The following is a 21260-nucleotide window of genomic DNA, read 5'->3' on the forward strand; positions in this document are numbered from 1 at the left end:
TCATTCTTGGCTGCTCCCGTCATCGAACTCGCTGCCGTGACCCTTCGCCTCGGCAGCGCCGCCGGCCCGGTCGACATCCTGCGCGGCATCGACCTGTCCGTCGAGGCGGGGCAGAGCATCGGGCTGATCGGCCCCTCAGGCTCTGGCAAATCGACCCTGCTCGCGGTCATGGCCGGACTTGAGAAGCCGACCTCGGGCACGGTCACGGTCGCCGGCCAGCCGCTTCACACCCTCGACGAGGACCGGCTGGCGCGCTTCCGCCGGGACAATGTGGGGATCGTGTTCCAGTCTTTCCACCTGATCCCGACCATGACCGCGCTGGAAAACGTCGCGATCCCGCTCGAACTCGCAGGCGACGCGGGGGCGCGGGACAAGGCGGCGGCGGAACTCGGCCGGGTCGGCCTTGCTCACCGGCTCGATCATTATCCAGCCCAGCTCTCGGGCGGGGAGCAGCAGCGCGTCGCCCTCGCCCGGGCGGTGATCGCCGGGCCGCGCATCCTCTTCGCCGACGAGCCGACGGGCAATCTCGACAGCCATACCGGCGAGACCATCGTCGAGCTGCTGTTCGGCCTTGGCCGCGACGCCGGCGCCACCCTCGTCCTCGTCACCCATGATCCGGCGCTGGCCGCGCGCTGCGACCGGCGCCTGCGCCTCGCCGACGGGCGCATCATCGCCGACGAGCGCCCGTGATGGCGGGCGGCAACGCGCTCGCCCTCCGCCTTGCCCGGCGCGAGCTGCGCGCGGGCCTGAAGGGTTTTCGCATCTTTCTCGCCTGCCTCGTGCTCGGTGTTGCCGCCATCGCCGGCATCGGCACCCTGTCGGCGGCGATCGAACAGGGCCTCGCGGAAAACGGCCGCGCCCTGCTGGGCGGCGACATGGAACTCCGTCTCGTCCAGCGTGAGGCGGGGGACGCCGAGCTTGCCCGGCTGCGTGACCTCGGCACGCTGTCCACCGTCCGCCAGATGCGGGCCATGGCGCGGCTGACCAGTGGCGCGGAAGGCCGCACCCTGGTCGAGCTGAAGGCGGTCGATGGTGCTTATCCGCTGGTCGGTCGGCTCGGCCTGCAACCGCCGCAAGCCCCGGCCGACGCCTTCGCCATCCGCGACGGGCTGCCGGGGGCGGCGGCGGACGAGACCCTGCTGACGCGGATCGGGGCGAAGGTCGGCGACGTGATCGCCGTTGGCGATGCCCGTTTCATCCTTCGCGCCGTCATCGCTGACGAGCCGGACCGGGCGGCCGAAGCCTTCTCCCTCGGCCCCCGGGTGATGATCGGTCTCGATGCCCTGGCCTCGACCGGCCTCCTGCAACAGGGCAGCCTGGTCAATACCGCCTATCGCCTGAATGTCGCCCCAGGGGGCTCGCCGCGCGAGATCGGCAAGGCGCTGGAGGCCGAATTTCCCGATGCCGGCTGGCGCATCCGCTACCGTGACAACGCGGCGCCGGGCATCCGCCAGTTCGTCGACCGCCTGGGCCAGTTCCTGACCCTGATCGGTCTGACCACGCTGGTCGTCGGCGGGGTCGGCATCGGCAGCGCGGTGCGCGCGCATATGGCGACGCGCACCCGGACCATCGCCATCCTGAAATCGCTGGGCGCGCCCGCCGGGCTCATCTTCCGCATGTTCCTGTTCCAGGTGCTGGCCATCGCGGCCCTGGGCATCGCCATCGGTCTTGGCATCGGTCTGTGCGTGCCGGTCGCGCTGGGCGGCCTGCTGGCCGAGCAATTGCCGGTGCCGGCCAGCCTCGGTCTCTATCCGCTGCCGCTGCTGTTCGCGGCCGGTTTCGGGCTGATCACGGCGACACTCTTCGCGCTCTGGCCGCTGGCCCGGGCGCAGGAGGTTCCGGCGGCCCATCTGTTCCGCGACCAGATCGCGCCCGACCGGGTGCGGCTGCGCAAACGCTATCTGATCGCGAGCGGGCTGCTGATCGCCGGCCTCGTCGGTCTTGCGCTGCTGTCCTCGGCCGAGGTCAGCTTCGGCCTGTGGTTCATCCTTGGCACGCTGATCGTCTTCGGCGTGCTGCGCCTTGCGGGGCGAGGCGTCGCCGCGCTCGCCGCCCGGCTGCCCCGGCCCGCCTCGCCGGGTGCCCGCCTCGCCCTTGCCAATCTGCACCGGCCGGGTTCGGCCACCGCTTCCGTCGTCCTGTCGCTCGGCCTTGGTCTCACGCTGCTGGTCGGCGTCGCGCTCGTCCAGCGCAACATGGAGGATCAGGTGGCGCGGCGCCTGCCGACGTCCGCGCCCTCCTTCTTCTTCGTCGATATCCAGAAGGACCAGATCGCCGATTTCACCCGCCTCGTCTCGGCGCAGGCCGGCACCGCCGACCTGCTCGAAGTGCCGTCGATGCGCGGGCGCATCTCGAAAATCAAGGGCGTGCCGGCCGACGATTATCCGGTGAAGCCAGACGGGCGCTGGGCCCTGCGCGGCGATCGGGGCGTCACCTATGCCGCGACCCCGCCCGAGGGCAGCCGGATCGTCGCGGGCGAGTGGTGGCCGGCGGATTACCGGGGGCCGCCCCTCCTGTCCTTCGATGCCCGCCTCGCCGAGGCGATGGACCTCAAGGTCGGCGACAATCTGACGGTGAACCTGCTCGGCCGCGATTTCGAGGCGCGGATCGCCAACCTGCGCGAGATCGACTACACGACCCTGAGCATCAATTTCGCCATGGTCTATTCGCCCGGGCTGCTCGAAGCCGCGCCCCACGGCTATCTCGCCACCGTGCGGGCAACCCCGGAGGCGGAACCCGCCGTGTTCCGCGCCGTCACCGACCGCTTCCCCAATATCTCGGTTATCCGGGTGAAGGAGGCGCTGGAGACGGCGGACGGCCTGCTGCGCCAGCTTTCCCTCGCAGTCACGGTAACCGCCTCGGTCACGCTGGTCGCCGGGTTGCTCGTCCTCGCCGGGGCGCTGGCCGCCGGGCATCGCCAGCGGCTCTACGATGCCGTGATCCTGAAGACCCTGGGCGCCTCGCGCCGGCAGGTGCTGGGCGCCTTCGCCCTCGAATACGCGATCTTGGGCGGGGCGACGGCGCTGGTCGCCCTTGGCGCCGGCACGCTGGCGGCCTATGGCTTCGTCACCGGCATCCTGCACGCAGATTTCGTCTTCGACGCGCCCGTTGCCCTGCTGGCGGCGGCGGCCGGCGTTGGCCTTGCCGTGCTGCTCGGCCTCGCCGGGACCTGGGGCGCGCTGATCAGCCGCCCCGCCCCGGTGCTGCGCGATCTCGCGGCCGGCTAAAGACAAGCATCTTCAGGCAGAGCGGAATCCGGTCCGCCGTCCGAGGAGGCGCCGAATCAAATGGTTAGAGCATCGGCGGAAGGGCACTCATGCCACCGATGCCCTAGCGCCGGTCGCGCGTGGTCGGGGCGGCGATGTCGGTGTCGTCGATGCCGAAGAGTTCCGACCACAGGTCGATGTCGTCCGGCGATTCCGGGTTCGCTGCCGGCGTTGGCGCTTCCTCTCCGGTGACGGCCACGGGGGTCGGCTCGGCTACCGCTTCGGGGACCGCCGCCGCGGGCTGCCGGGTCAGGGTCGGCGTCGGCACGGGGACCGGATCGCCCGGCACCGGCGAGGTGCTGAACCAGGCGTCGCGCACGTCGTCGGCGTGGGCTTTCGGATCATAGGGCGTGGTCGGCAAGGCCAGCTTGTCGGCGGCGAAGGCGCCCATGGCGGCGAGCAGCTGCCAGCCAGCCAGAATCTCGTCGCGCTGGGCCGAGATCAGCCGGCGGCGGGCGTCGAGCAGGTTCTGTTCGCTCTGCAGCACGTCGGTCGTGGTGCGGAAGCCCTGCAAGGCTTCCTTGCGCACGCCGTCGAGGGCGAGGGCGGCGGCATCGACCCCCTCCTGCGCGTATTCGATCACCGCGCGGGCGCTGCGCAGGCCGACGAACGTATCGCTGACCTGACGCACCACCGAGCGTTCCGACGACAGAATCTCGGTCCGGCGCTGGCTCCACTGTTCTTTGGCCTTGCGGATGCGGGCCTGGGTCGCGCCGCCCTCATAGAGCGGGATGCGCAGCTGGAGCTGCAGCGAATATTGTTCCTCGATATCCGAGAACAGCGCGCTGTTCTCGCTGTAGGACGAGGAGCCGACGACGTTGAGCGACGGGAACAGCCCGGCATCCGCCTGGGCGATCTCGGCCCGCGCGACTTCTTCTGCCTTGCGCGCGAACATCAGGGATGGATTGCCGGCCATGGCGGCATCGGTCGCCGCCTCCAGCGTGTCGGGCAGGCCGGGCGGCAGACCGGGCGCCGAGAGGTCCATGGCCGGATGGCCGACCACCTCCTGATAGGCGGCGAGGGCCCGGCGCAGCGCCGCCTCGGCCGTGACCTGGTCGGCCTGGACCTGGGTCAGGCGGGCGCGGGTCAGGGCGATGTCGGTGCGCGACAGGTCGCCTTCATCCATCCGGCGCTGGTTGCTGGCGAGTTCGCGGGTCAGGCTGGCGACGATTTCCCCGGTGACCGCCAGAACCTGCTGGTCGCGCAGCACGTCGACATAGGCCTGCACCGTGTTCAGCAGCACCTGCTGCTCGGTCGCGGCGAGTTGGGCCTGGCCCTGCTCCACCCTGGCATCGGCCGTGTTGAGCGCGGTCAGCGCGGCGAGGGGCAGCACCGGCTGGATCACCTGCAGCTGGCCGGTGGTCTGGTTGCCCCAGCGGTTGTTCTGGCGTGAAAACTCGGTGCTGTCGCGGCCGATGCTGCCCGATGCCTCGACCTGCAGGCGCAGGCCCGAGAGGGCGAGGGCGAGGTCTTCGTCGGTCACGCGGAGGGCCGCCCGCGCGCTGGCCAACTGGGGATTGGTGCCATAGGCCGAGACGAGGGCCTCGGTCAGGGTCTCGGCGCTGGCCGGCACCCCGGCGATGGCCGCCATCAGCAGGCCGGCCAGCAGCGGCCGGACGGGACGCGACATGGTCTCAGTCTTCCTTGAAGGACCGGGCGAACATGTCGACCACCGGCTTGAAGAGATATTCGAGCGCGGTGCGATGGCCGGTGTTGACGATGACTTCGGCCGGCATTCCCGGCACCAGGCGGGCGCTGCCGAGGCGCGCGATCTGGTCGTCCGCCACCACCACCCGGGCGAGGTAATAGGATTGCTTGCCCTGCGGGTCGGTCAGCACGTCGGCCGAGACAACGTCGATGCGGCCATCGACCGAGGGCGTGGTGCGCGTGCTGAAGGCCGAGAAGCGCACTTCGGCGGTCTCGCCCGGCAGCACCTTGTCGATATCCTCGGGCCGGACATAGGCTTCGACGATCAGCGGCTGGTCCTGCGGCACGAGGTCGAGAATGCGGGCGCCCGGCGCGAGGACCCCGTTCACCGTATGGGCGGCGAGGCCGACGACGATGCCGGCGACGGGCGCGCGGATCTCGGTGCGTTCCATCTGGTCCTGGGCCGCCGTGCGCTGTTCTTCCAGTTCGGCGATCTCGCGCTCGACCTTCTCGAGTTCCTGGACGACATCGCTGTGGAAAGTGTTGTCGACCTGTTCGATCTGCAGCTGGGCTTCGCCGGCCGCGACCTCGCTGCGGGCGATGTCCGACAACAGCTGGCCCTGACGGCCGTTCAGATCGGCGGCGCTGCGCTCAAGGGCGAGAATGCGCGTCTTGGGCGCGAGGCCTTCGGCGAAGAGCCGGCGCAGGCCACCCAATTCGCGGTCGATGGTGCCGATCTGGATCCTGGTCGCTTCAAGCTGGGCCAGCAGGCCTTCCTTCTGCCGGCTCAGCTGCTCGATACGCTGGCGCAGGATCACCACCTGGCCTTGCTTGGTGTCGCGCCGGCTGCGGAAGGAAATCTGCTGGGCGCGGATCTGCTCGGCGACCACCGGACTGTCCGCGGCGGCCAGCAACCGGTCGGGGAACGTGACCTCTGTCGCGTTGTCGCGTTCGGCGACGAGGCGGGCGCGCTGGGCCAGCGAGGCGTAGAGCCGGTCGCTGAGCACCTGGAGGTTGGCGCGCACGCGAACATCGCTAAGGCGCAGCAGAACCTGTCCGGCGGCGACGGCATCGCCGTCCTTCACCAGAATTTCGCTGACGATACCGCCTTCGAGATGCTGCACGGTCTGGCGGTTGGATTCGACGGCGACGCGCCCGGGCATACTGGCGCCGCCCGACAGGGGGGCCGAGGCCGCCCAGAGGGTGAAACCGCCGAGGCCGAGGCCCACGATGAGATAGATCGACAGCACGGGACCGCGAAGACTGCCGTGCAGGGGCGGTCGCGCGGCCGGCACAGGCGCGGTGGTCTGGCTCATGTCACTCTCCCGCGGCGGCGCTGGCGGGACGGGCGGGCAAGGCCGCCGATGCCTGCGCCTGCGCGGGGGCAGGGGCGGGGGCGGGGCGGCCCTGCAGTTTGGCGATGACGTCCTCGCTCGGGCCCTGGGCTTCGACGCTGCCGCCGCGCATGACGATCATCTGCTCCATCAGGGCGACCATGGACACCCGGTGGCTGATCAGCACGATGGTCGCCCGGCGCTGGCGCAGCGCGCGCAGGGCCTGGATCAGTGCATTCTCGCCCTCGGTGTCGAGATTGGCATTGGGTTCGTCGAGGACGATCAGCACCGGATCGTCATAGAGCGCCCGGGCGAGGGCGATGCGCTGGCGCTGGCCGCCGGACAGGGCGCGACCGGCGTTGCCGATCAGCGTTTCGTAGCCGTGGGGCAGCTTCAGGATCAGGTCGTGTACCCCGGCGAGCTGGGCCGCCTTCACGATCTTGTCGGAATCGAGGGTGCCGAAGCGGGCGATATTTTCCGCGACCGTGCCGTCGAACAGTTCCACTTCCTGCGGCAGATAGCCGATGCGGGCGCCCAGCACTTCCGACGGCCAGTCGGTCATGGCGGCGCCGTCGATGCGCACGGTGCCGCGATCGGCGGGCACGGCGCCGACCAGCAGCCGCGCGAGGGTGGATTTGCCGGCGCCACTGGGGCCGACGATGCCGACCGAAGTGCCGGCGGGAATGTTCAGGTCGCCGATCTTCACGATGATGCGGCCGTCGTCGGGCGCCGCCGCCATCACGCCGCTCAGGGCGATGGCGCCGCGCGGTGCCGGCAGGGCGACGCCGTCGGTCTTGGGCGGCGGATTCTCGGCGATCAGGGCGGCGACCCGGCCATAGGCCCCGCGCGCGCTGACGAAGCCGCGCCAGGCCCCGACCACCTGTTCGATGGGGGCGAGGCCGCGGCCGAGGATGATGGACCCGGCGATCATCGAACCCGGGGTGATCAGCTGTTCGATGGCGAGATAGGCACCGGCACCCAGCACCAGGCTTTGCACCGTGATGCGGATGTAGCGCGACAGGGTGCTGAGGGTGGCGGCCCGGCCGGCGGCCTGCATCTGATAGGCAAGGGCAGTCTCGAACGCATCCCACCAGCGGGCGCGGATCGCCGGCAACATGCCCATGGCCGAAATGGTCTGGGCGTTGGACAGGCTGGTTTCAGCGAAATTCGCCGCCTTGGCGCCGAACTGGGAGCCGGCCTGCGAAGGCTTGCGCGAGGCGAGCTCGGACAGCGCGGTCAGGATCAGCAGGACGATGCAGGCGCCCAGGGTCAGATGGCCAATGAGCGGCGCCATCAGATAGGCGGCGAAGACGAAGATCGGCGACCAGGGCAGGTCGATGAAGGCGGGCACACCCGGCCCCGACAGGAACTGCCGGACCTGCTCGACATCGCCGGAAAGCCGGGTCGAGGCATTGTTGGTCGCCTTGCGCAGGTTGCGGCGGAAGGCGGCGTCGAAACCCTGGCGCGACATCTCGACCGTGACCCGAAGGGCGACCGCGTTCAGGATGCGCGAGCGCGCCCGGTCGAGCAGGCTCATGATGCCGAGCAACCCGCAGACGGCGATGGTCAGCATCAGCAGGGTGCCTTCGCTGCGGCCCGGCAGGACGCGGTCATAGACCTGCAGCATGTACATCGGGCTGACCAGGGTCAGGACATTGATGAACAGGCTGGCAAAGACGACAGCCGCCGTCGCCCCGGGCGCGTGGCGCGCGACGAGCCAGACCAGTGCAAAGTTACCCGGCGCTTTCACATATTCCCCCGATACGCGCAAACACCCCACCCCAGGGTGTCCCCACCGCTGTTAATAAGCATGGCCCCCGCGCCGAGGGAAGAGGCAAACCGCCCTTTTCGGGCCGGAATCCGGGCGGTGCGTCAGCGGTGGAAACGCGGATCGGGCTCGTGGTCGATGATGACAATGTGATGACGGCGCCGACGCAGCACCGGCCGGCCAAAAATGAAGCCGAGCACCAGCAGCACCGGAATGATGACGGCGAGAGCACTGAGCACCCCGGCGGCGAGGGTGAGGATGAGGAACAGCACGGCGGCAGCGACGATCGCCCGCAGCAGGCCGGTCAGGGCGTCGTTCATGGCAAGCTCCGGCGGTAACGACTGGACATGGTCGTCATATGGGGATGCCGCCGCCGGATTTCACCCCTTATGCGCGGGAGCGCCGCCGATCTAGAGAGCGGCGGCGATATCGTCGAGGATGGCGCGGGCCTTGGCCGCCGGGTCGCTGGCGCGCAGGATGTCGCGGCCGACGACGACATGGTCGGCGCCGGCGGCGATGGCTTCGCCCGCGGTCATCACCCGCTTCTGGTCGTCCTTCGGGCTGTCGGCCGAACGGATGCCCGGGGTGACGATGCGCATTTCGGGGCCGAGCAGGGCGCGCAGCTTGGCCGCCTCGAAGCCCGAGGCGATGACGCCGTCGGCACCCGCTTCCTTGGCCTTCAGCGCCCGGTGCACCACGAGTTCGTCGAGCGGCATGGTATAGCCCATGTCCTCGAGATCCTTCTGGTCGAGCGAGGTCAGCACGGTGACGGCGAGGATCAGCGGCTTGCGCGCGCCGGCCTTCGCCCTCGCCTCGACCGCGGCGCGGACGATGGGGGCATCGCCGGTCACGGTCAGGAATTCGGTGCCGGTGCGGGCGATGTTCGTCGTCGCATTGCCGACGGTCGCGGCAATGTCGGTCAGCTTGGCGTCGAGGAAGACCTTCTTGCCCAGCCGGAACAATTCGTCGGCGAGACCGAGGCCGCCGCCGAAGACCTGCTGCAGGCCCAGCTTGTAGAAACTGACGGTGTCGCCCAGCGCCGCGACGATGTTGCGCGCCTGAATGACGTTGGGTACGTCGAGGGCGACGATCAGCCGCTCGCGCAGCGACATGTCGAGACGCGACGCGGTCATCGGGCTCAGACGTTCAGCAGTAGATGTTCGCGTTCCCATGCCGAGATCACCTGTTGATAGGCGTCATGTTCTGCCTGCTTCACTTCCATGAGCAGCGTGACGAATTCTTCCCCCAGCACCTCGCCCAGCTCGCTCGCGCCCTTCAGTTTGTTGAGGGCATCGGGGAGGTAACGGGGAAGCGCGAATTTCCGGCTGTACGCACTGCCGCTGATCGGATCGGTCGGCTCCAGTTCATTTATCATGCCAAGGTAGCCGCAGGCCAGAGAAGCTGCGATGACAAGATAAGGATTCGCGTCGGCGCCGGGCACCCGGTTCTCGACCCGGCGGGCTTCCGGCCCCGATTCCGGCACGCGAAGGCCGGCGGTGCGGTTTTCCCGCGCCCAGTGCAGGTTGATCGGCGCCGACATGAAGCGGGTCAGCCGGCGATAGGAATTCACGTTGGGCGCGATCAGCGGCATGGCCGCCGGCAGGTACTTCTGCAGGCCGGCGATATGGGACCGGAACAGCGGCGTGTCGTTGCTTTCCGCGTCCGAGAACAGGTTGCGCCCGGTCTTGATGTCCACGACCGACTGGTGGATGTGCATGGCGCTGCCCGGTTCCTCGGAATAGGGCTTGGCCATGAAGGTCGCATAAACGCCGTGGCGCATCGCCGCCTGGCGCACGGTGCGCTTGAACATGAAGGCCTGGTCGGCCATCGACATCGGATCGGCGTGATTGAAGTTGATCTCGCACTGGGCGCGGCCGGCCTCGTGGATCAGCGTGTCGACGTCGAGTTCCTGCGCCTCGCAATACTGATAGACGTCCTCGAAGATCGGATCGAATTCATTGACCGCGTCGATGCCATAGGACTGGCTGCCGGTCTCGGCCCGGCCGGAGCGGCCGACCGGCGGCTGCAGCGGATAGTCGGGGTCGACGTTCTTGGCGCAGAGGTAGAATTCCAGCTCGGGCGCGACGATGGCCTTCCAGCCCTTGGCGGCGTAAAGGTCGATCACCCGGCGCAGCACCTGACGGGGCGCGATGGGCACCGGCCTTCCGTCGCGATAGACGCAGTCGTTGATCACCTGCGCCGTCGGATCCTCGTACCAGGGCACCAGCGACAAAGTGTCCGGGTCCGGGCGCAGGACGACGTCCGGCTCGGTCGGGTCGGTCACTTCCGAGTCGATGAATTCGCCGGTCACCGTCTGCGAGAAGATCGACTCGGGCAGGCGGAGCGAGGAATCGGTCTGGCTCTTCAGGAATTTCGAGGTCGGCAGGATCTTGCCGCGCGCGACGCCCGAGATATCGGGGACGAGGCATTCGACCTCGGTGATGTGTCTTTCGTGAAGCCAGGTATCAAGCTGCGACATGGGCCCCATTCCCTTTGCGTTGTGCCGCATACTGGCGGGCGGCGGCCCCGAAGGCCTCGAACAGGCGCATGGACACCGGATTGTCCAAGGCCTTCCATTCTGGATGCCACTGCACCGATATGACAAGGCCGGGCGCGTCGGGCGCGGTCACGGCCTCGACGGTGCCGTCGGGTGCCATCGCCTCGATGCGCAGCGTCGGCGCGAGCCGGTCGATGGCCTGGCCGTGCAGGGAATTGACGGTGAAGCCCCGCTCGCCGGTCAGGCGCTCGAACAAGCCGCCGGGGGTGACGGCGACCTCGTGGGCCGGGCCGTATTTCACCTCGATCGGCTGGTCGTCCGGCGCCCGGTGATCGAGGCGGCCAGGCAGTTCCTGGACATGCTGGAAGAGGCTGCCGCCCAACGCGACGTTCAGTTCCTGATGGCCGCGGCAGATGGCGAAGACCGGCATTCCCCGCGCGATGGCGGCGGCGATCAGCGGCAGGGTGGTGGCGTCGCGCTGTTCGTCGTGCAGCGTGCCCGGGCGGCTGGCCTCGCCCTGATAGCGGGCGGGATGGACGTTGGACGGGCTGCCGGTGAACAGCAGGCCGTCGAGCGTGCCCAGCACGGCGTCGACCGGCAGCGGCGGGTCGAGGCTGGGGATCAGCAGCGGCAGGCAGCGCGCCGCCTCGGCCACCGCGGCGATATATTTCTCGCCGACGATATTGAACGGATGGCCTTCGATGGCCCGCGTGCAGGCCGGAATGCCGATGACGGGAAACAACGGATCGTACATGACCTAGGGCTACCACGCCCGGCCTTTGCCGGGCAACGTCCGAGACGCCCGGCCTTTGCCGGGCAATGTCTGAAGACGCCCGGCCTTTGCCGGGCAATGTCCGAGACGCCCGGCCTTTGCCGGGCAAGGTCTGAAGGCCCCCGGCACAGGCCGGGATGGCGAGAGTGGAAGGCCCTAGCGGTCGTGGCGCGAGGTGGTGACGCCGGGCGGGTCGTTGAAGACGAAGAGCTTGGGATCGAAATCCCCGTCGCGCTTCACGTCGTCGAGGGTGACGACGGTGTTGATGCCCTGGGAGTCGAGAACCTGCCACTGGCGGAACTCGAAGGGGTTCTCGGTGAAGATCAGGGTCAGGCGGCCGTCGTCCTTGTTGGCCGGCGAGATGATCGAGACGCCGAAGGCCTGGGAATCGCGCACGACGTCGGTCACTTCCAGCCCGTCGTCGAACGCGACCTTCTCGCGCACGAGGACGCCGATGGGTGTCCGGCCGAGCGGATAGCGGTCGACCTGCTTGATTTCCTTGTCGTAGACGACGAGCCAGGTGCCGTCGGCGACGATCAGCAGGGGCACCGGCGGATCATATTCGAAGCGCAGGCGGCCCGGGCGGCTCATGTACAGCTTGCCCTCGGCCATGCCGCCGTTGGAATCGACCTGGGTAAAGCGCGCCTCGAGGCGGCGGAAGCTGTTGAACAGGCCTTCGACCCGGGCGACGTCGCCCTTGTCCTTGTCGGACAGGCCGGCGGCGCGCGCCGAGCCGAACAAAGGTGCCGCGACAAGCCCGAGGGCGAGGCCAAGCACACCCCGGCGGTTCGGGGAAAGGAACATCGTCGACATGGCGGGGAAGGTGATCCAGCAATTTGACCAAAGCAAGGCCCGAAGGCGCATGGCAGATCAACACGGGCAAACGGGGCGTGTTCCGCCGAAAGCCCGGCCTTGAAGCCCGGCGCCGGGGCCGGCATTCTGGCCGGGCGCCGCCGACGGCGCGCGGGAGACCAGCGATCCATGGGCACATCGGGTTTCATTTCCGGCCTGCTCGACACGATTTCCAACCGGGGGCGCGCCCTGTTCGAGCGCGGCAAGGGGCCGGCCGGCCTCGGCCCGAATGGCCGGCCCGATTTCGGCCCGCTGGTGGAGGCACTGTTGTCCGGCCGGGGCGAAGCCTCGGGCGTGGCCCGCGCGCGGCGCATTCTCGAGCTGTGGACCGCCGCCAGCGACGACGGTAAGCGCGATTTCCTGCTGCTGCTCGCCCGGGTCTATGGCCCGCGACTGGACCGGCTCGATGCCGCCATCGACGCCTATCAGGCCAATCCCGGCCCCTCGACCATCAGCGCCCTGTCGCGCGCGGCCGAACCCCGCCGGCAGGAAGTGCTGCGCCGCCTCAACCTCGCGCCCGGGGGGATTTCCTGCCTGGTCGAGATGCGCCGCTTCCTGCTGACGATCCGGGCGCAGGATCCGACGCTGCCTGCCCTCGACGAGGATTTCATCCATCTGTTCTCGAGCTGGTTCAACCGCGGCTTCCTCGTCCTCAAGAAGATCGACTGGTCGACCCCGGCCAATGTGCTCGAGCGCATCATCCGCTACGAGGCGGTGCATCAGATCCATGGCTGGGACGAATTGCGCCGCCGCCTTGCCCCGCCCGACCGCCGGCTCTATGCCTTCTTCCATCCGCAGCTGGTGGACGATCCGCTGATCTTCGTCGAGGTGGCGCTGGAGCCGGCGATCCCGGGCACCATCCAGGACGTCCTCGCCGAGAAGCGCGAGCCGATCGACCCCGCCCGGGCGACGACGGCGGTGTTCTATTCCATCTCCAACTGTCAGGAAGGGCTGAAGGGGATTTCCTTCGGCAATTTCCTGATCAAGCAGGTGGTCGAGGAATTGCGTCACGACCTGCCGCAGATCGACACTTTCGTCACCCTCTCGCCCATTCCGGGCTTCGCCCGCTGGCTGGACGCGCGCCGTCATGCCGGCGACGGCGAGCGGGGGCAGGACGGCGCCGCGGTCGATCCGGCGGCCTTCCCGACCGCGGCGGAGCGGGATGTCCTGCAGGCCCTCGACCGGCCGGACTGGACCCTGTCGCATGAAACCGCCATCGCGGTGAATGCCGTCCTGCTGCGGGGCGCCGCGCATTACTTCCTGAAGGCCCGCACCGCCGATGGGCGGGTGATCGACCCCGTCGCGCGCTTCCACCTCGGCAATGGCGCCCGGCTGGAGCGGGTCAACGCGCTGGGCGACCGTTCGATGAACGGGATGCGCCAGTCCCATGGCCTGATGGTCAATTACCTCTACCGCCTCGAGGACATCGAGGCCAACCACGAAGCCCTGGTGACGCGGGGTGAAGTCGTCGCCGCCCCGGCGGTTCAGCTCCTGCTGGCCCCGGCGTCGTCTTCGGAAGAGCTGTCGGGCGGCAGTGTCGGCGAGCGCCTGCGTCGCCTGTCGCGCCGCCGGAAAGTCGCCGCGGAGGAATAATGGCGAATTATCTCTTCGACCGCCTGCTCTCGCCGGCGGTGCCGCCGGACCGTCCCTTCATCCAGCCGGGGCCGGGCCCCGGGCTCGATTACGGGGCCTTGCGGCGGGCCACGGGGCGTCTGGCCCATGTTCTCGCCGGGCTCGGCGTCCTGCCCGGCGACCGGGTCGCGGTCCAGGTCGACAAATCGGTCGATGCCCTCGTGCTCTATCTCGCCTGCGTGCGGGCGGGGGCGGTGTTCCTGCCGCTCAACACCGGCTATACCCCGGCCGAGGTCGATTATTTCGTCGGCGACGCGAGGCCCCGCCTGCTGGTCACCGGCAGCGGTGGCGCGGCAGCGGCGCGGGACATCGCGGCCCGCCACGGCGCGCGGGTCGAGACGCTGGACCCGGCGGGCACCGGCAGCCTGCAGGTCGCGGCCGAGGCGGCGCCGGACGATTTCGCCACCGTGCCCCGGGGCGCCGAAGACCTCGCCGCCATCCTCTATACCTCGGGCACCACCGGGCGGTCGAAGGGGGCGATGCTGTCCCACGCCAATCTGGCGTCCAACGCGGAAACCCTGGTCGATTACTGGCGCTTCACGGCCGGCGACGTGCTGATCCACGCCCTGCCGATCTTCCACACCCACGGGCTCTTCGTCGCGACCAATGTGATCCTGCTCGCCGGGGCGTCCATGATCTTCCTCGCGAGGTTCGACGCGGGCGAAGTCCTGTCGCTGATGCCCCGGGCGACCTGCCTGATGGGGGTGCCAACCTTCTATACCCGCCTCGTCGATCATCCCGGCCTCGACCGGGCGGCGGTTTCGGGGATGCGCCTGTTCATCTCCGGCTCCGCCCCGCTGCTGGCCGAGACGCACCGGGATTTCGCGGCCAGGACCGGTCACGCCATCCTCGAGCGTTACGGCATGACCGAGACCAACATGAACACCTCGAACCCCTATGACCGGGAACGGGTGCCGGGCACCGTCGGCTTTCCGTTGCCGGGTGTCGCCTTGCGCATCGCCGATCCCGAGAGTGGCGCGGCGATGGCGCCGGGCGCGATCGGCATGATCGAGGTGAAGGGCCCCAATGTCTTCAAGGGGTACTGGCAGATGCCCGAGAAGACGGCGGCGGAATTCCGGCCGGACGGCTTCTTCATCACCGGCGATCTTGGAAGGGTGGACGAGCGGGGCTATGTCCACATTGTCGGACGGGGCAAGGACCTGGTGATTTCGGGCGGCTTCAATGTCTACCCGAAGGAAGTCGAAGGCGAGATCGACGCTCTGCCCGGCGTGATCGAAAGCGCGGTGATCGGCCTGCCCCATGCCGATTTCGGCGAAGGCGTGACGGCGGTCGTCGTCCGGCGCAAGGGCGCGGATGTGACGGAGGCGGCGGTGCTCGATGCCCTCGCCGAGCGGCTGGCGAAATTCAAGCAGCCCAAGGCGGTGATCTTCGTCGACGATCTGCCGCGCAACACGATGGGCAAGGTGCAGAAGAATATCCTGCGCGAGACCTACAAGGGTCTCTATGCCGGTTGAATGTCCGTGGGCTGGCCGCCGGGAACGGCCATGGGCCTGAGCGTGAGCAGCTTTTCCGCCTTGGCCCTGTAGCGGTCGATACGGGCCTCACGGCCGCGGTCGACGGCCAAGCGGATCGCGGCGTTCTGATAGATGCCCTGCCGGCGGAACCAGGCAAATCCCTTATCCCAGTCACGCGTGCTGCAGAAGTGGGCGAAGTCGATCACCGACCCAACCTTAATGGCCCAGCGGAAATCCAGATCGCGTGCATCCAGGAATTCGTAGAGGGCGAGAAATTCATTTTCGACGAACGAGGCGTAGTTGATCAGCTCGTCGAAGACGATGACTGTCTCGGTATCGAGGTAGGGACCGATATGCCGGAAGACTGTGTTCGCCGACGAATAGATGTCGCAATCGACATGAAGCAGGCCGACCCGACGGTCATGGGGTCGCTGCTTCACGAAATCCGGCAGGGTGTCCTCGAAATAGCCAGCAATCAGCCGGACATTGGATTTTACTGCAGGCAACCGCGGCAGCGCGAAATCCAGCTTCCAGTCACTCCGGCCATCCGGCGGAAAGCCGCTGAAACTGTCGAAGCCGTAAAGTTCGCGCTCGGGTAGCAGCCCGGCGAGGAGATTGATGGTATTGCCCTTCCACACGCCAAATTCGAGCACATCGCCCGGCGACGCGTTCCGCAGCATTCTGGCGGCCCGGCGCAGGAGCGGTTTGGCGGGCTTGCGATCGCTGCGCCGCCATCGCCACCAATAGGGATGAATCGCGATCCCCTCGCGGGGGTAGCGGGCGAATGCATCCAGCAGGAAGGCGTAGTAGCGGATGGGGTCCAGTGTCTGGGTTGCACCCTTCATTTGTGTTTTCCGAACGAGGGGCCGGCGCCGGCACTACAGGACATTTCAGGGGGGGGGGAGCGACAGGAGAACGCGGCGGTAACGCCGCCGCGTTCTCAGGCCCGATGTCAGATCACGAAAAGATCGTGGCGAGCTTTTCGTTCGACGAGAAGGCGGGGGTCGCCTTGCTCATGTCGGCGATCTTGTCCCAGGCGGCGGCGACGTCATCGACGCTCGCCTCGGCGCCCAGCTTCACGCCCGCGCCCTCGACGATCTGCACGAGCGAGTAGTAGCCGGCGCCCGCCTCGAGGATGACGCCGTTCGGGCTGTTTTCCTGCACGAGGTGCAGGACACCGGCGGTGACGAGTTCCGGCTTCAGGCTCTCGAGGATGGCGGGCGGCAGCAGGTTCTCGGTCATGCGGGTGGCGGCGACCGGCGCGATCGTGTTCACGCGGATGTCGTTCTTCTGGCCTTCCAGCTTGATCGTGTTCATCAGGCCGACCAGGCCGAGCTTGGCCGAGCCGTAGTTGGCCTGACCGAAGTTGCCATAGAGGCCCGAGGCCGAGGAGGTCATGACCACGCGGCCGTAGTTGTTGGCCTGCAGGTGCGGCCAGGCGGCCTTGGTGACATAGACCGAGCCCATCAGGTGCACTTCGATGACCAGCTTGAAGTCGGCCAGTTCGACCTTGGAGAAGCTCTTGTCGCGCAGGATGCCCGCGTTGTTGATGACGATGTCGAGCTTGCCGTAGGTGTCGATGGCGGTCTTCACCAGGGCTTCGGCGGTCTCGGGGGTCGAGACGGAATTGGTGTCGGCGACGGCTTCGCCGCCCAGCGCCTTGATCTCGTCGACGACGCGCTGCGCCGCGCCGGCCGAGGAGCCGGAGCCATCGACGGCACCGCCCAGATCGTTGACGACGACCTTGGCGCCGCGCGCGGCAAGGGCCAGCGCATGGCTGCGGCCAAGGCCGCCGCCGGCGCCGGTGACGATGGCGACGCGATTGTCAAAGCGAATGGACATGCGAACTCTCCCTTTTTTGTGTCTCGCAAGCAGATACAGGCCCGGGGGGTTCTATCGCGAACGGCGGACGGAAGGTCAAGCGCGCATTGTGCCCCGCGGCAAGCCGGCGGCGCCTAGCGGCGCAACTGGGGCGGCAGGCTGGCCAGCAGGGCGTCGCGCTCCGCCCCGGTCAGGCCGAGCCAGCGGCCTTCCGCGTCGACCGGCATCACCTCGGGTCCGCCGGCCGAAACGCCGAGGATCAGGTCCCGTCCCCGGTCGAGGTACAGCGGCTGGCTGCCGGCCGGCACGGTCCAGATGCTGCGCCGGAGGCCAGTGGCGAGGCCGCCGCTGACGATCCGCCATTGCCGCGAGCCGCGCTTTTGCAACTCCAGGGGAGTGGCGATCAGGCGGCGGCCGTCGAGGGCGGATTTCAACCTTCGTGCGTTGCTCCACGTCGTCAGAGACCGGACGAGGGCGCGGGACAGGAGCAACAACAGCCCGGACAGCGCGACGGCGAGCGTGACCGCGCGGTTGCCGAACCTGTCGAGTGCCAGATCCGTGGTCAGATAGGACGGTTGCGCTGAATCCGCGACCACGGTCAGCGGGTAGCTGTCCCGGGGCCAGGCGATGAAGACGAAGGAGGCTTCCCGGGTCAGGGACGTACCGTCCGGCGCCCGGGCCGACAGCCGGGCCGAACAGCTGATGAGGACGGCCTTGTTCCGGCACGACCCGTCGACCAGCCGGCCCTCCCGCGCCGGCACCGCCCGATCGAGCACCCGCGCGTCGCCGACCAGGTCGGCGCCCAGCATGTGGATGGCGAAGAGGAAGAGGCCGGATATCAGCAGCGCCCTGAACAGCGATGTAACGATGTTGCGCAGGCCAAGGCCCGGCGGGCGAACCCTGAGCGGACGGGACGGCAAGGTGACGGACAGGGGCATGGGGGTTTCTCCCAAAGCTGTAAAAACACGCCCAATTATATCCTGAGTGGTATTCGTCCGCGCAACATCGGCGCGTCGTCTCACAATCCCGGCGGGCGCGGCGGGTGCCACAGGGTCCAGCCACGATAGAGCGCGAGCAGCCGCAAGGTGAGGCACAGCAGGGCGCCCGCGAGCATGGAGGGCTGGGCCGGCAGGCCGAGAACATCGCAGCCGACCACGGCGAAACCGCCGGCCAGGGCCGCGACGGCATAGATTTCCGCCTGCAGGACGAGGGGTGTCCGCGTCACCAGCATGTCGCGCAGGATGCCGCCGCCGATGCCGACCACCATGCCGACGGCGGGCGCCATCAGGGGATGAACCCCGAAATCGAGCGCCTTGGCCGCCCCCGCCGCGGTGAACAGGCCAAGGCCGATGGCATCGAACAGGCGCACCGGCTTGTCCAGCCGGCCGATCCAGCCCCCGGCGGCGATGGTGAAGACGCCGCCCGACAGGGCGATGGCGGCATTGTGCCAGCTCGTCAGGGTCTCGGGCGGGGTCGCGCCCAAAAGGATGTCGCGCAGGATGCCGCCGAACAGCGCGGTGACAAAGGCCATCAGAAGGACACCGAACAGATCCAGCCGCTCCCGCAGCGCAAGGGCGGCGCCGCTGATCGCGAAGACGAAGATGCCGATCCCGTCGAGGGCGAGGATCAGCCATTGCACGGGCTGATCGAGCGGCGGCAGGGCGTGCATGGTCAGTCCCTCCCTCGGCTCATGTCGGTCAGACTTTCAGCAGGTCGAGCAGCGGATCGAAGGCGTAGAGGGCGGCACGCCGTCCCGAGGCTGGCACCATCGTCCGCAGGATGCCCGCGTCGGCGAGCCGGCGCGACAGGGCCCGGGCCGAGGTCGCCGGGATGCCGGATTTCTTGACGAAGCGGTCGTTGCGGAAAATCGGACTGGCGAAGACGAAATCGAGCGCCTGATCGTGGAACTGGGAGTTCAGAACGGCGCGGAAACGCTCCCGCATCGAGGTGTAGAGCGCGAGGATGGCATCCGCCGTCCGCATGTTGGCGGCGGCCTGCTCGTGTAGGGCGCGCAGAAAGAACACGATCCAGCCGGTCCAGTCCGAGGTGGCGGATACCGCGCGCATCCGCTCGATGTATTCGTCCTTGTGGGTCTCGAAATAGCCCGAGACGAAGAAATTCGGCTGGCACAGGATGTTCAGCTTCCACAGCATCAGGGTGATCAACATCCGCCCGATGCGGCCGTTGCCATCCTCGAATGGATGGAGCGCCTCGAATTCGACATGGGCGATCGCCGTTCGGATCAGCGAGGGCATGGGGCTCTCATTGATGAAGCGGAACAGCTCGGCCATGGCCGGGGGCAATCGGTCCGGCGCGATGGGCACATAGTAGATTTCCCCGCGGCGGTCGTCGCCGACGTAGTTCTGTTCGACCTTATAGCTGCCGGGACTGCGGCCCGCGCCGCGCCCGAAGGACAGAAGACGCTGATGCGCCATCCGGATCAGATGCTCGCCCAGCGGCATCCCGTCGGCGAGGGATTGCTGCGCGATGCTCAGGGCGCGGGCGTAGAGATAGGTCTCGACAGCATCGTTGCGCGCTTCGCGGTAAGGGTCCGCGTGGCCGGAATCTTCCTCCGCTTCAAGGCGATAGAGTTCTTCGATGGTCGAGATCGTTCCTTCCATCCTCGACGAACTCACCGCGTCCTGACGGCGCAGCGGGGCCAGCAGCAGGTCGCCGTTCGGCATGGCCGACATTCGCGTGTCATAGCGCGCGAGGGAGGCCGCCGCTTCCTCGAGCGGGCCGAGGAGGGCCCCGTAATCCAGCGTGGCCGGGGGAAAGGCCCCGGTGTGGTAGTTCACGGCCCCGGAAAAATCATAGGGTTTGATGACCATATCCGGGCCGATCCCGTTATCAACTTGTCTTGATGCTACCGTAATCGCATCAACGAATGTTGACGACAAAATAGTGGATCATTCTGTTGTCAAAATTCGTTGATGTCGGCGTGTTGTCATCAAGCCTTGGCTGTTCGTCCGGTGCTCACTTCGTCAGGCTGCGGGCGATGACCATCTGCTGGATCTGGCTGGTGCCTTCATAGATGCGGAAGATGCGGACGTCGCGGTAGAAGCGCTCGATGCCGTAATCGGCGACATAGCCGGCGCCGCCGAAGATCTGCACCGCGCGGTCGGCGACGCGGCCGACCATTTCCGAGGCGAAATATTTGCAGCAGGCGGCTTCGGTCGAGACGCTCTCGCCCGCGTCGAAGCGGCTGGCGGCGTCGCGCACCATGCATTGCGCGGCATAAATCTCGGTCTTGCAGTCGGCCAGCATGGCCTGCACCAGCTGGAAATCGGCGATGCGCTGGCCGAATTGTTTCCGCTCGCTCGCATAGGCGATGCTGTCGTCGAGCAGGCGCAACGCGACGCCGATACAGACCGAGGAAATGTGCAGCCGGCCGCGGTCGAGCACTTTCATCGCGGTCTTGAAGCCCTTGCCCTCGACGCCGCCGATCAGGTTTTCCGCCGGCACGCGGGCATCCTCGAAGATCACGTCGGCGATCTTGGCGCCCTGCTGGCCCATCTTCTTCTCGGGCTTGCCGATGCGGATGCCGGGCGTGCCCGCCTCGACGACGAAGGCGGAAATGCCGCCCGCGCCCTTGATCGCGGCATCGGTGCGCGCCATCACCGTGAACAGGCCGGCGCTGGGCGCATTGGTGATGTAACGCTTGGTGCCGTTCAGGATGTAACTGTCGCCGTCGCGCCTGGCGCTGGTCTTCAGCGAGGCGGCGTCGGAGCCGGCGTCGGGCTCGGTCAGGCAGAAGGACGAGGTGAGTTCGCCGCTGGCCAGTTTCGGCAGATATTTCGCCTTCTGCGCCGCCGTGCCGTCGATGATCAACCCTTGCGCGCCGATGCCGACATTGGTGCCGAAGGCGGAGCGGAAGGCGGGCGAGGTCTGGCAGAAGGTGAACATGACCTCGATCTCGTCGGCCATGGCGAGGCCGAGGCCGCCGTATTCCTCGGGAATCGAGAGACCGTAGAGGCCGAGGTCGCGCATCTCGGCCAGAATGTCGGCCGGCACGGCGTCATCGTCGGAAACCCGGGCTTCATTGGGGCGCAGGCGCTCGCGCACGAAGCGGCCCAGGGTTTCGATGAATTGGGCGCGCGTCTCGCGGTCGATCGCCATGCCTTCCCCTCCGGTGTCATTTTTGTCGGCGGGGGAGTGAAGCACTTTCCGAAATGGCGGGCCAGTTGGAATGCGGG

18 protein-coding genes are annotated in these 21260 nt (G+C 68.0%); 4 read left to right on the forward strand and 14 right to left on the reverse strand.

The features are described from left to right. Positions 1 to 6: 6 nt before the first annotated feature. On the forward strand, positions 7 to 690 hold the full coding sequence (locus tag DKG74_RS12475) for an ABC transporter ATP-binding protein (protein ID WP_243404115.1): 684 nt from the start codon (positions 7 to 9) through the stop codon (positions 688 to 690). Beyond that, positions 690 to 3227, forward strand: coding sequence for an ABC transporter permease (locus DKG74_RS12480; protein ID WP_109906221.1), 2538 nt, complete (start codon positions 690 to 692; stop codon positions 3225 to 3227). Before DKG74_RS12475 ends, DKG74_RS12480 begins: the two co-directional genes overlap by 1 nt. Before the next feature lie 103 nt (positions 3228 to 3330). On the opposite strand, the gene DKG74_RS12485 is transcribed toward DKG74_RS12480, so the two are convergent. From DKG74_RS12485 to DKG74_RS12520, 8 genes are all read right to left on the reverse strand, one after another. Then, positions 3331 to 4896: a TolC family outer membrane protein gene (locus DKG74_RS12485; protein WP_109906223.1), complete on the reverse strand. Its 1566-nt coding sequence runs from the start codon at positions 4894 to 4896 to the stop codon at positions 3331 to 3333. A gap of 4 nt (positions 4897 to 4900) precedes the next feature. Continuing rightward, positions 4901 to 6229 carry an HlyD family type I secretion periplasmic adaptor subunit gene (locus DKG74_RS12490; RefSeq protein ID WP_109906225.1) on the reverse strand — a complete coding sequence of 443 codons (1329 nt, stop codon included), beginning with the start codon at positions 6227 to 6229 and terminating at the stop codon, positions 4901 to 4903. 1 nt (position 6230) lies between these two features. Then, a complete protein-coding gene (locus tag DKG74_RS12495; RefSeq protein ID WP_165837660.1) occupies positions 6231 to 7997 on the reverse strand; it encodes a type I secretion system permease/ATPase in 1767 nt (588 codons plus the stop codon). Positions 7998 to 8119: 122 nt separating this feature from the next. Continuing rightward, the gene (locus DKG74_RS12500) at positions 8120 to 8335 is read right to left on the reverse strand and encodes a hypothetical protein (RefSeq protein WP_109906230.1); all 216 of its coding nucleotides are present in this window, start codon (positions 8333 to 8335) and stop codon (positions 8120 to 8122) included. 90 nt (positions 8336 to 8425) lie between these two features. Further along, on the reverse strand, positions 8426 to 9148 hold the full coding sequence (gene pyrF, locus DKG74_RS12505; protein ID WP_109906232.1) for an orotidine-5'-phosphate decarboxylase: 723 nt from the start codon (positions 9146 to 9148) through the stop codon (positions 8426 to 8428). Positions 9149 to 9153: 5 nt separating this feature from the next. Continuing rightward, positions 9154 to 10494: a glutamine synthetase family protein gene (locus tag DKG74_RS12510; RefSeq protein WP_109906234.1), complete on the reverse strand. Its 1341-nt coding sequence runs from the start codon at positions 10492 to 10494 to the stop codon at positions 9154 to 9156. After that, on the reverse strand, positions 10481 to 11266 hold the full coding sequence (locus DKG74_RS12515) for a gamma-glutamyl-gamma-aminobutyrate hydrolase family protein (protein ID WP_109906236.1): 786 nt from the start codon (positions 11264 to 11266) through the stop codon (positions 10481 to 10483). The genes DKG74_RS12510 and DKG74_RS12515 overlap by 14 nt, the downstream gene beginning before the upstream one ends. 174 nt (positions 11267 to 11440) lie before the next feature. After that, positions 11441 to 12097: a LolA family protein gene (locus DKG74_RS12520; protein ID WP_165837661.1), complete on the reverse strand. Its 657-nt coding sequence runs from the start codon at positions 12095 to 12097 to the stop codon at positions 11441 to 11443. Between the two features lie 168 nt (positions 12098 to 12265). Here DKG74_RS12520 and DKG74_RS12525 point away from each other — a divergent pair, with 168 nt between their 5' ends. After that, on the forward strand, positions 12266 to 13729 hold the full coding sequence (locus DKG74_RS12525) for a malonyl-CoA decarboxylase (protein ID WP_109906240.1): 1464 nt from the start codon (positions 12266 to 12268) through the stop codon (positions 13727 to 13729). Beyond that, positions 13729 to 15243, forward strand: a complete 1515-nt coding sequence (locus DKG74_RS12530; protein WP_109906242.1) for a malonate--CoA ligase — start codon at positions 13729 to 13731, stop codon at positions 15241 to 15243. The genes DKG74_RS12525 and DKG74_RS12530 overlap by 1 nt, the downstream gene beginning before the upstream one ends. Here DKG74_RS12530 and DKG74_RS12535 read toward each other — a convergent pair. From DKG74_RS12535 to DKG74_RS12560, 6 genes are all read right to left on the reverse strand, one after another. Further along, complete coding sequence (locus tag DKG74_RS12535; RefSeq protein ID WP_109906244.1) at positions 15231 to 16088, reverse strand: class I SAM-dependent methyltransferase; 858 nt, start codon at positions 16086 to 16088, stop codon at positions 15231 to 15233. The two genes, DKG74_RS12530 and DKG74_RS12535, sit on opposite strands and share 13 nt — an antisense overlap. A gap of 112 nt (positions 16089 to 16200) precedes the next feature. Beyond that, entirely contained in the window at positions 16201 to 17085 is an 885-nt protein-coding gene (locus DKG74_RS12540; RefSeq protein ID WP_109906246.1) for an SDR family oxidoreductase, read from the reverse strand. A 113-nt stretch (positions 17086 to 17198) separates the two neighbouring features. Continuing rightward, a complete protein-coding gene (locus tag DKG74_RS12545) occupies positions 17199 to 18002 on the reverse strand; it encodes a hypothetical protein (RefSeq protein ID WP_109906248.1) in 804 nt (267 codons plus the stop codon). Positions 18003 to 18082: 80 nt separating this feature from the next. Continuing rightward, positions 18083 to 18733 carry a trimeric intracellular cation channel family protein gene (locus DKG74_RS12550; protein WP_109906250.1) on the reverse strand — a complete coding sequence of 217 codons (651 nt, stop codon included), beginning with the start codon at positions 18731 to 18733 and terminating at the stop codon, positions 18083 to 18085. Between the two features lie 28 nt (positions 18734 to 18761). Further along, on the reverse strand, positions 18762 to 19895 hold the full coding sequence (locus DKG74_RS12555; RefSeq protein WP_109906252.1) for a Fic family protein: 1134 nt from the start codon (positions 19893 to 19895) through the stop codon (positions 18762 to 18764). A gap of 145 nt (positions 19896 to 20040) precedes the next feature. Beyond that, positions 20041 to 21183, reverse strand: a complete 1143-nt coding sequence (locus tag DKG74_RS12560) for an acyl-CoA dehydrogenase family protein (RefSeq protein WP_109906254.1) — start codon at positions 21181 to 21183, stop codon at positions 20041 to 20043. Between the last annotated feature and the right edge of the window lie 77 nt (positions 21184 to 21260).

Origin of the sequence: Zavarzinia aquatilis, assembly GCF_003173035.1 — a bacterium.
GTDB lineage: Bacteria > Pseudomonadota > Alphaproteobacteria > Zavarziniales > Zavarziniaceae > Zavarzinia > Zavarzinia aquatilis.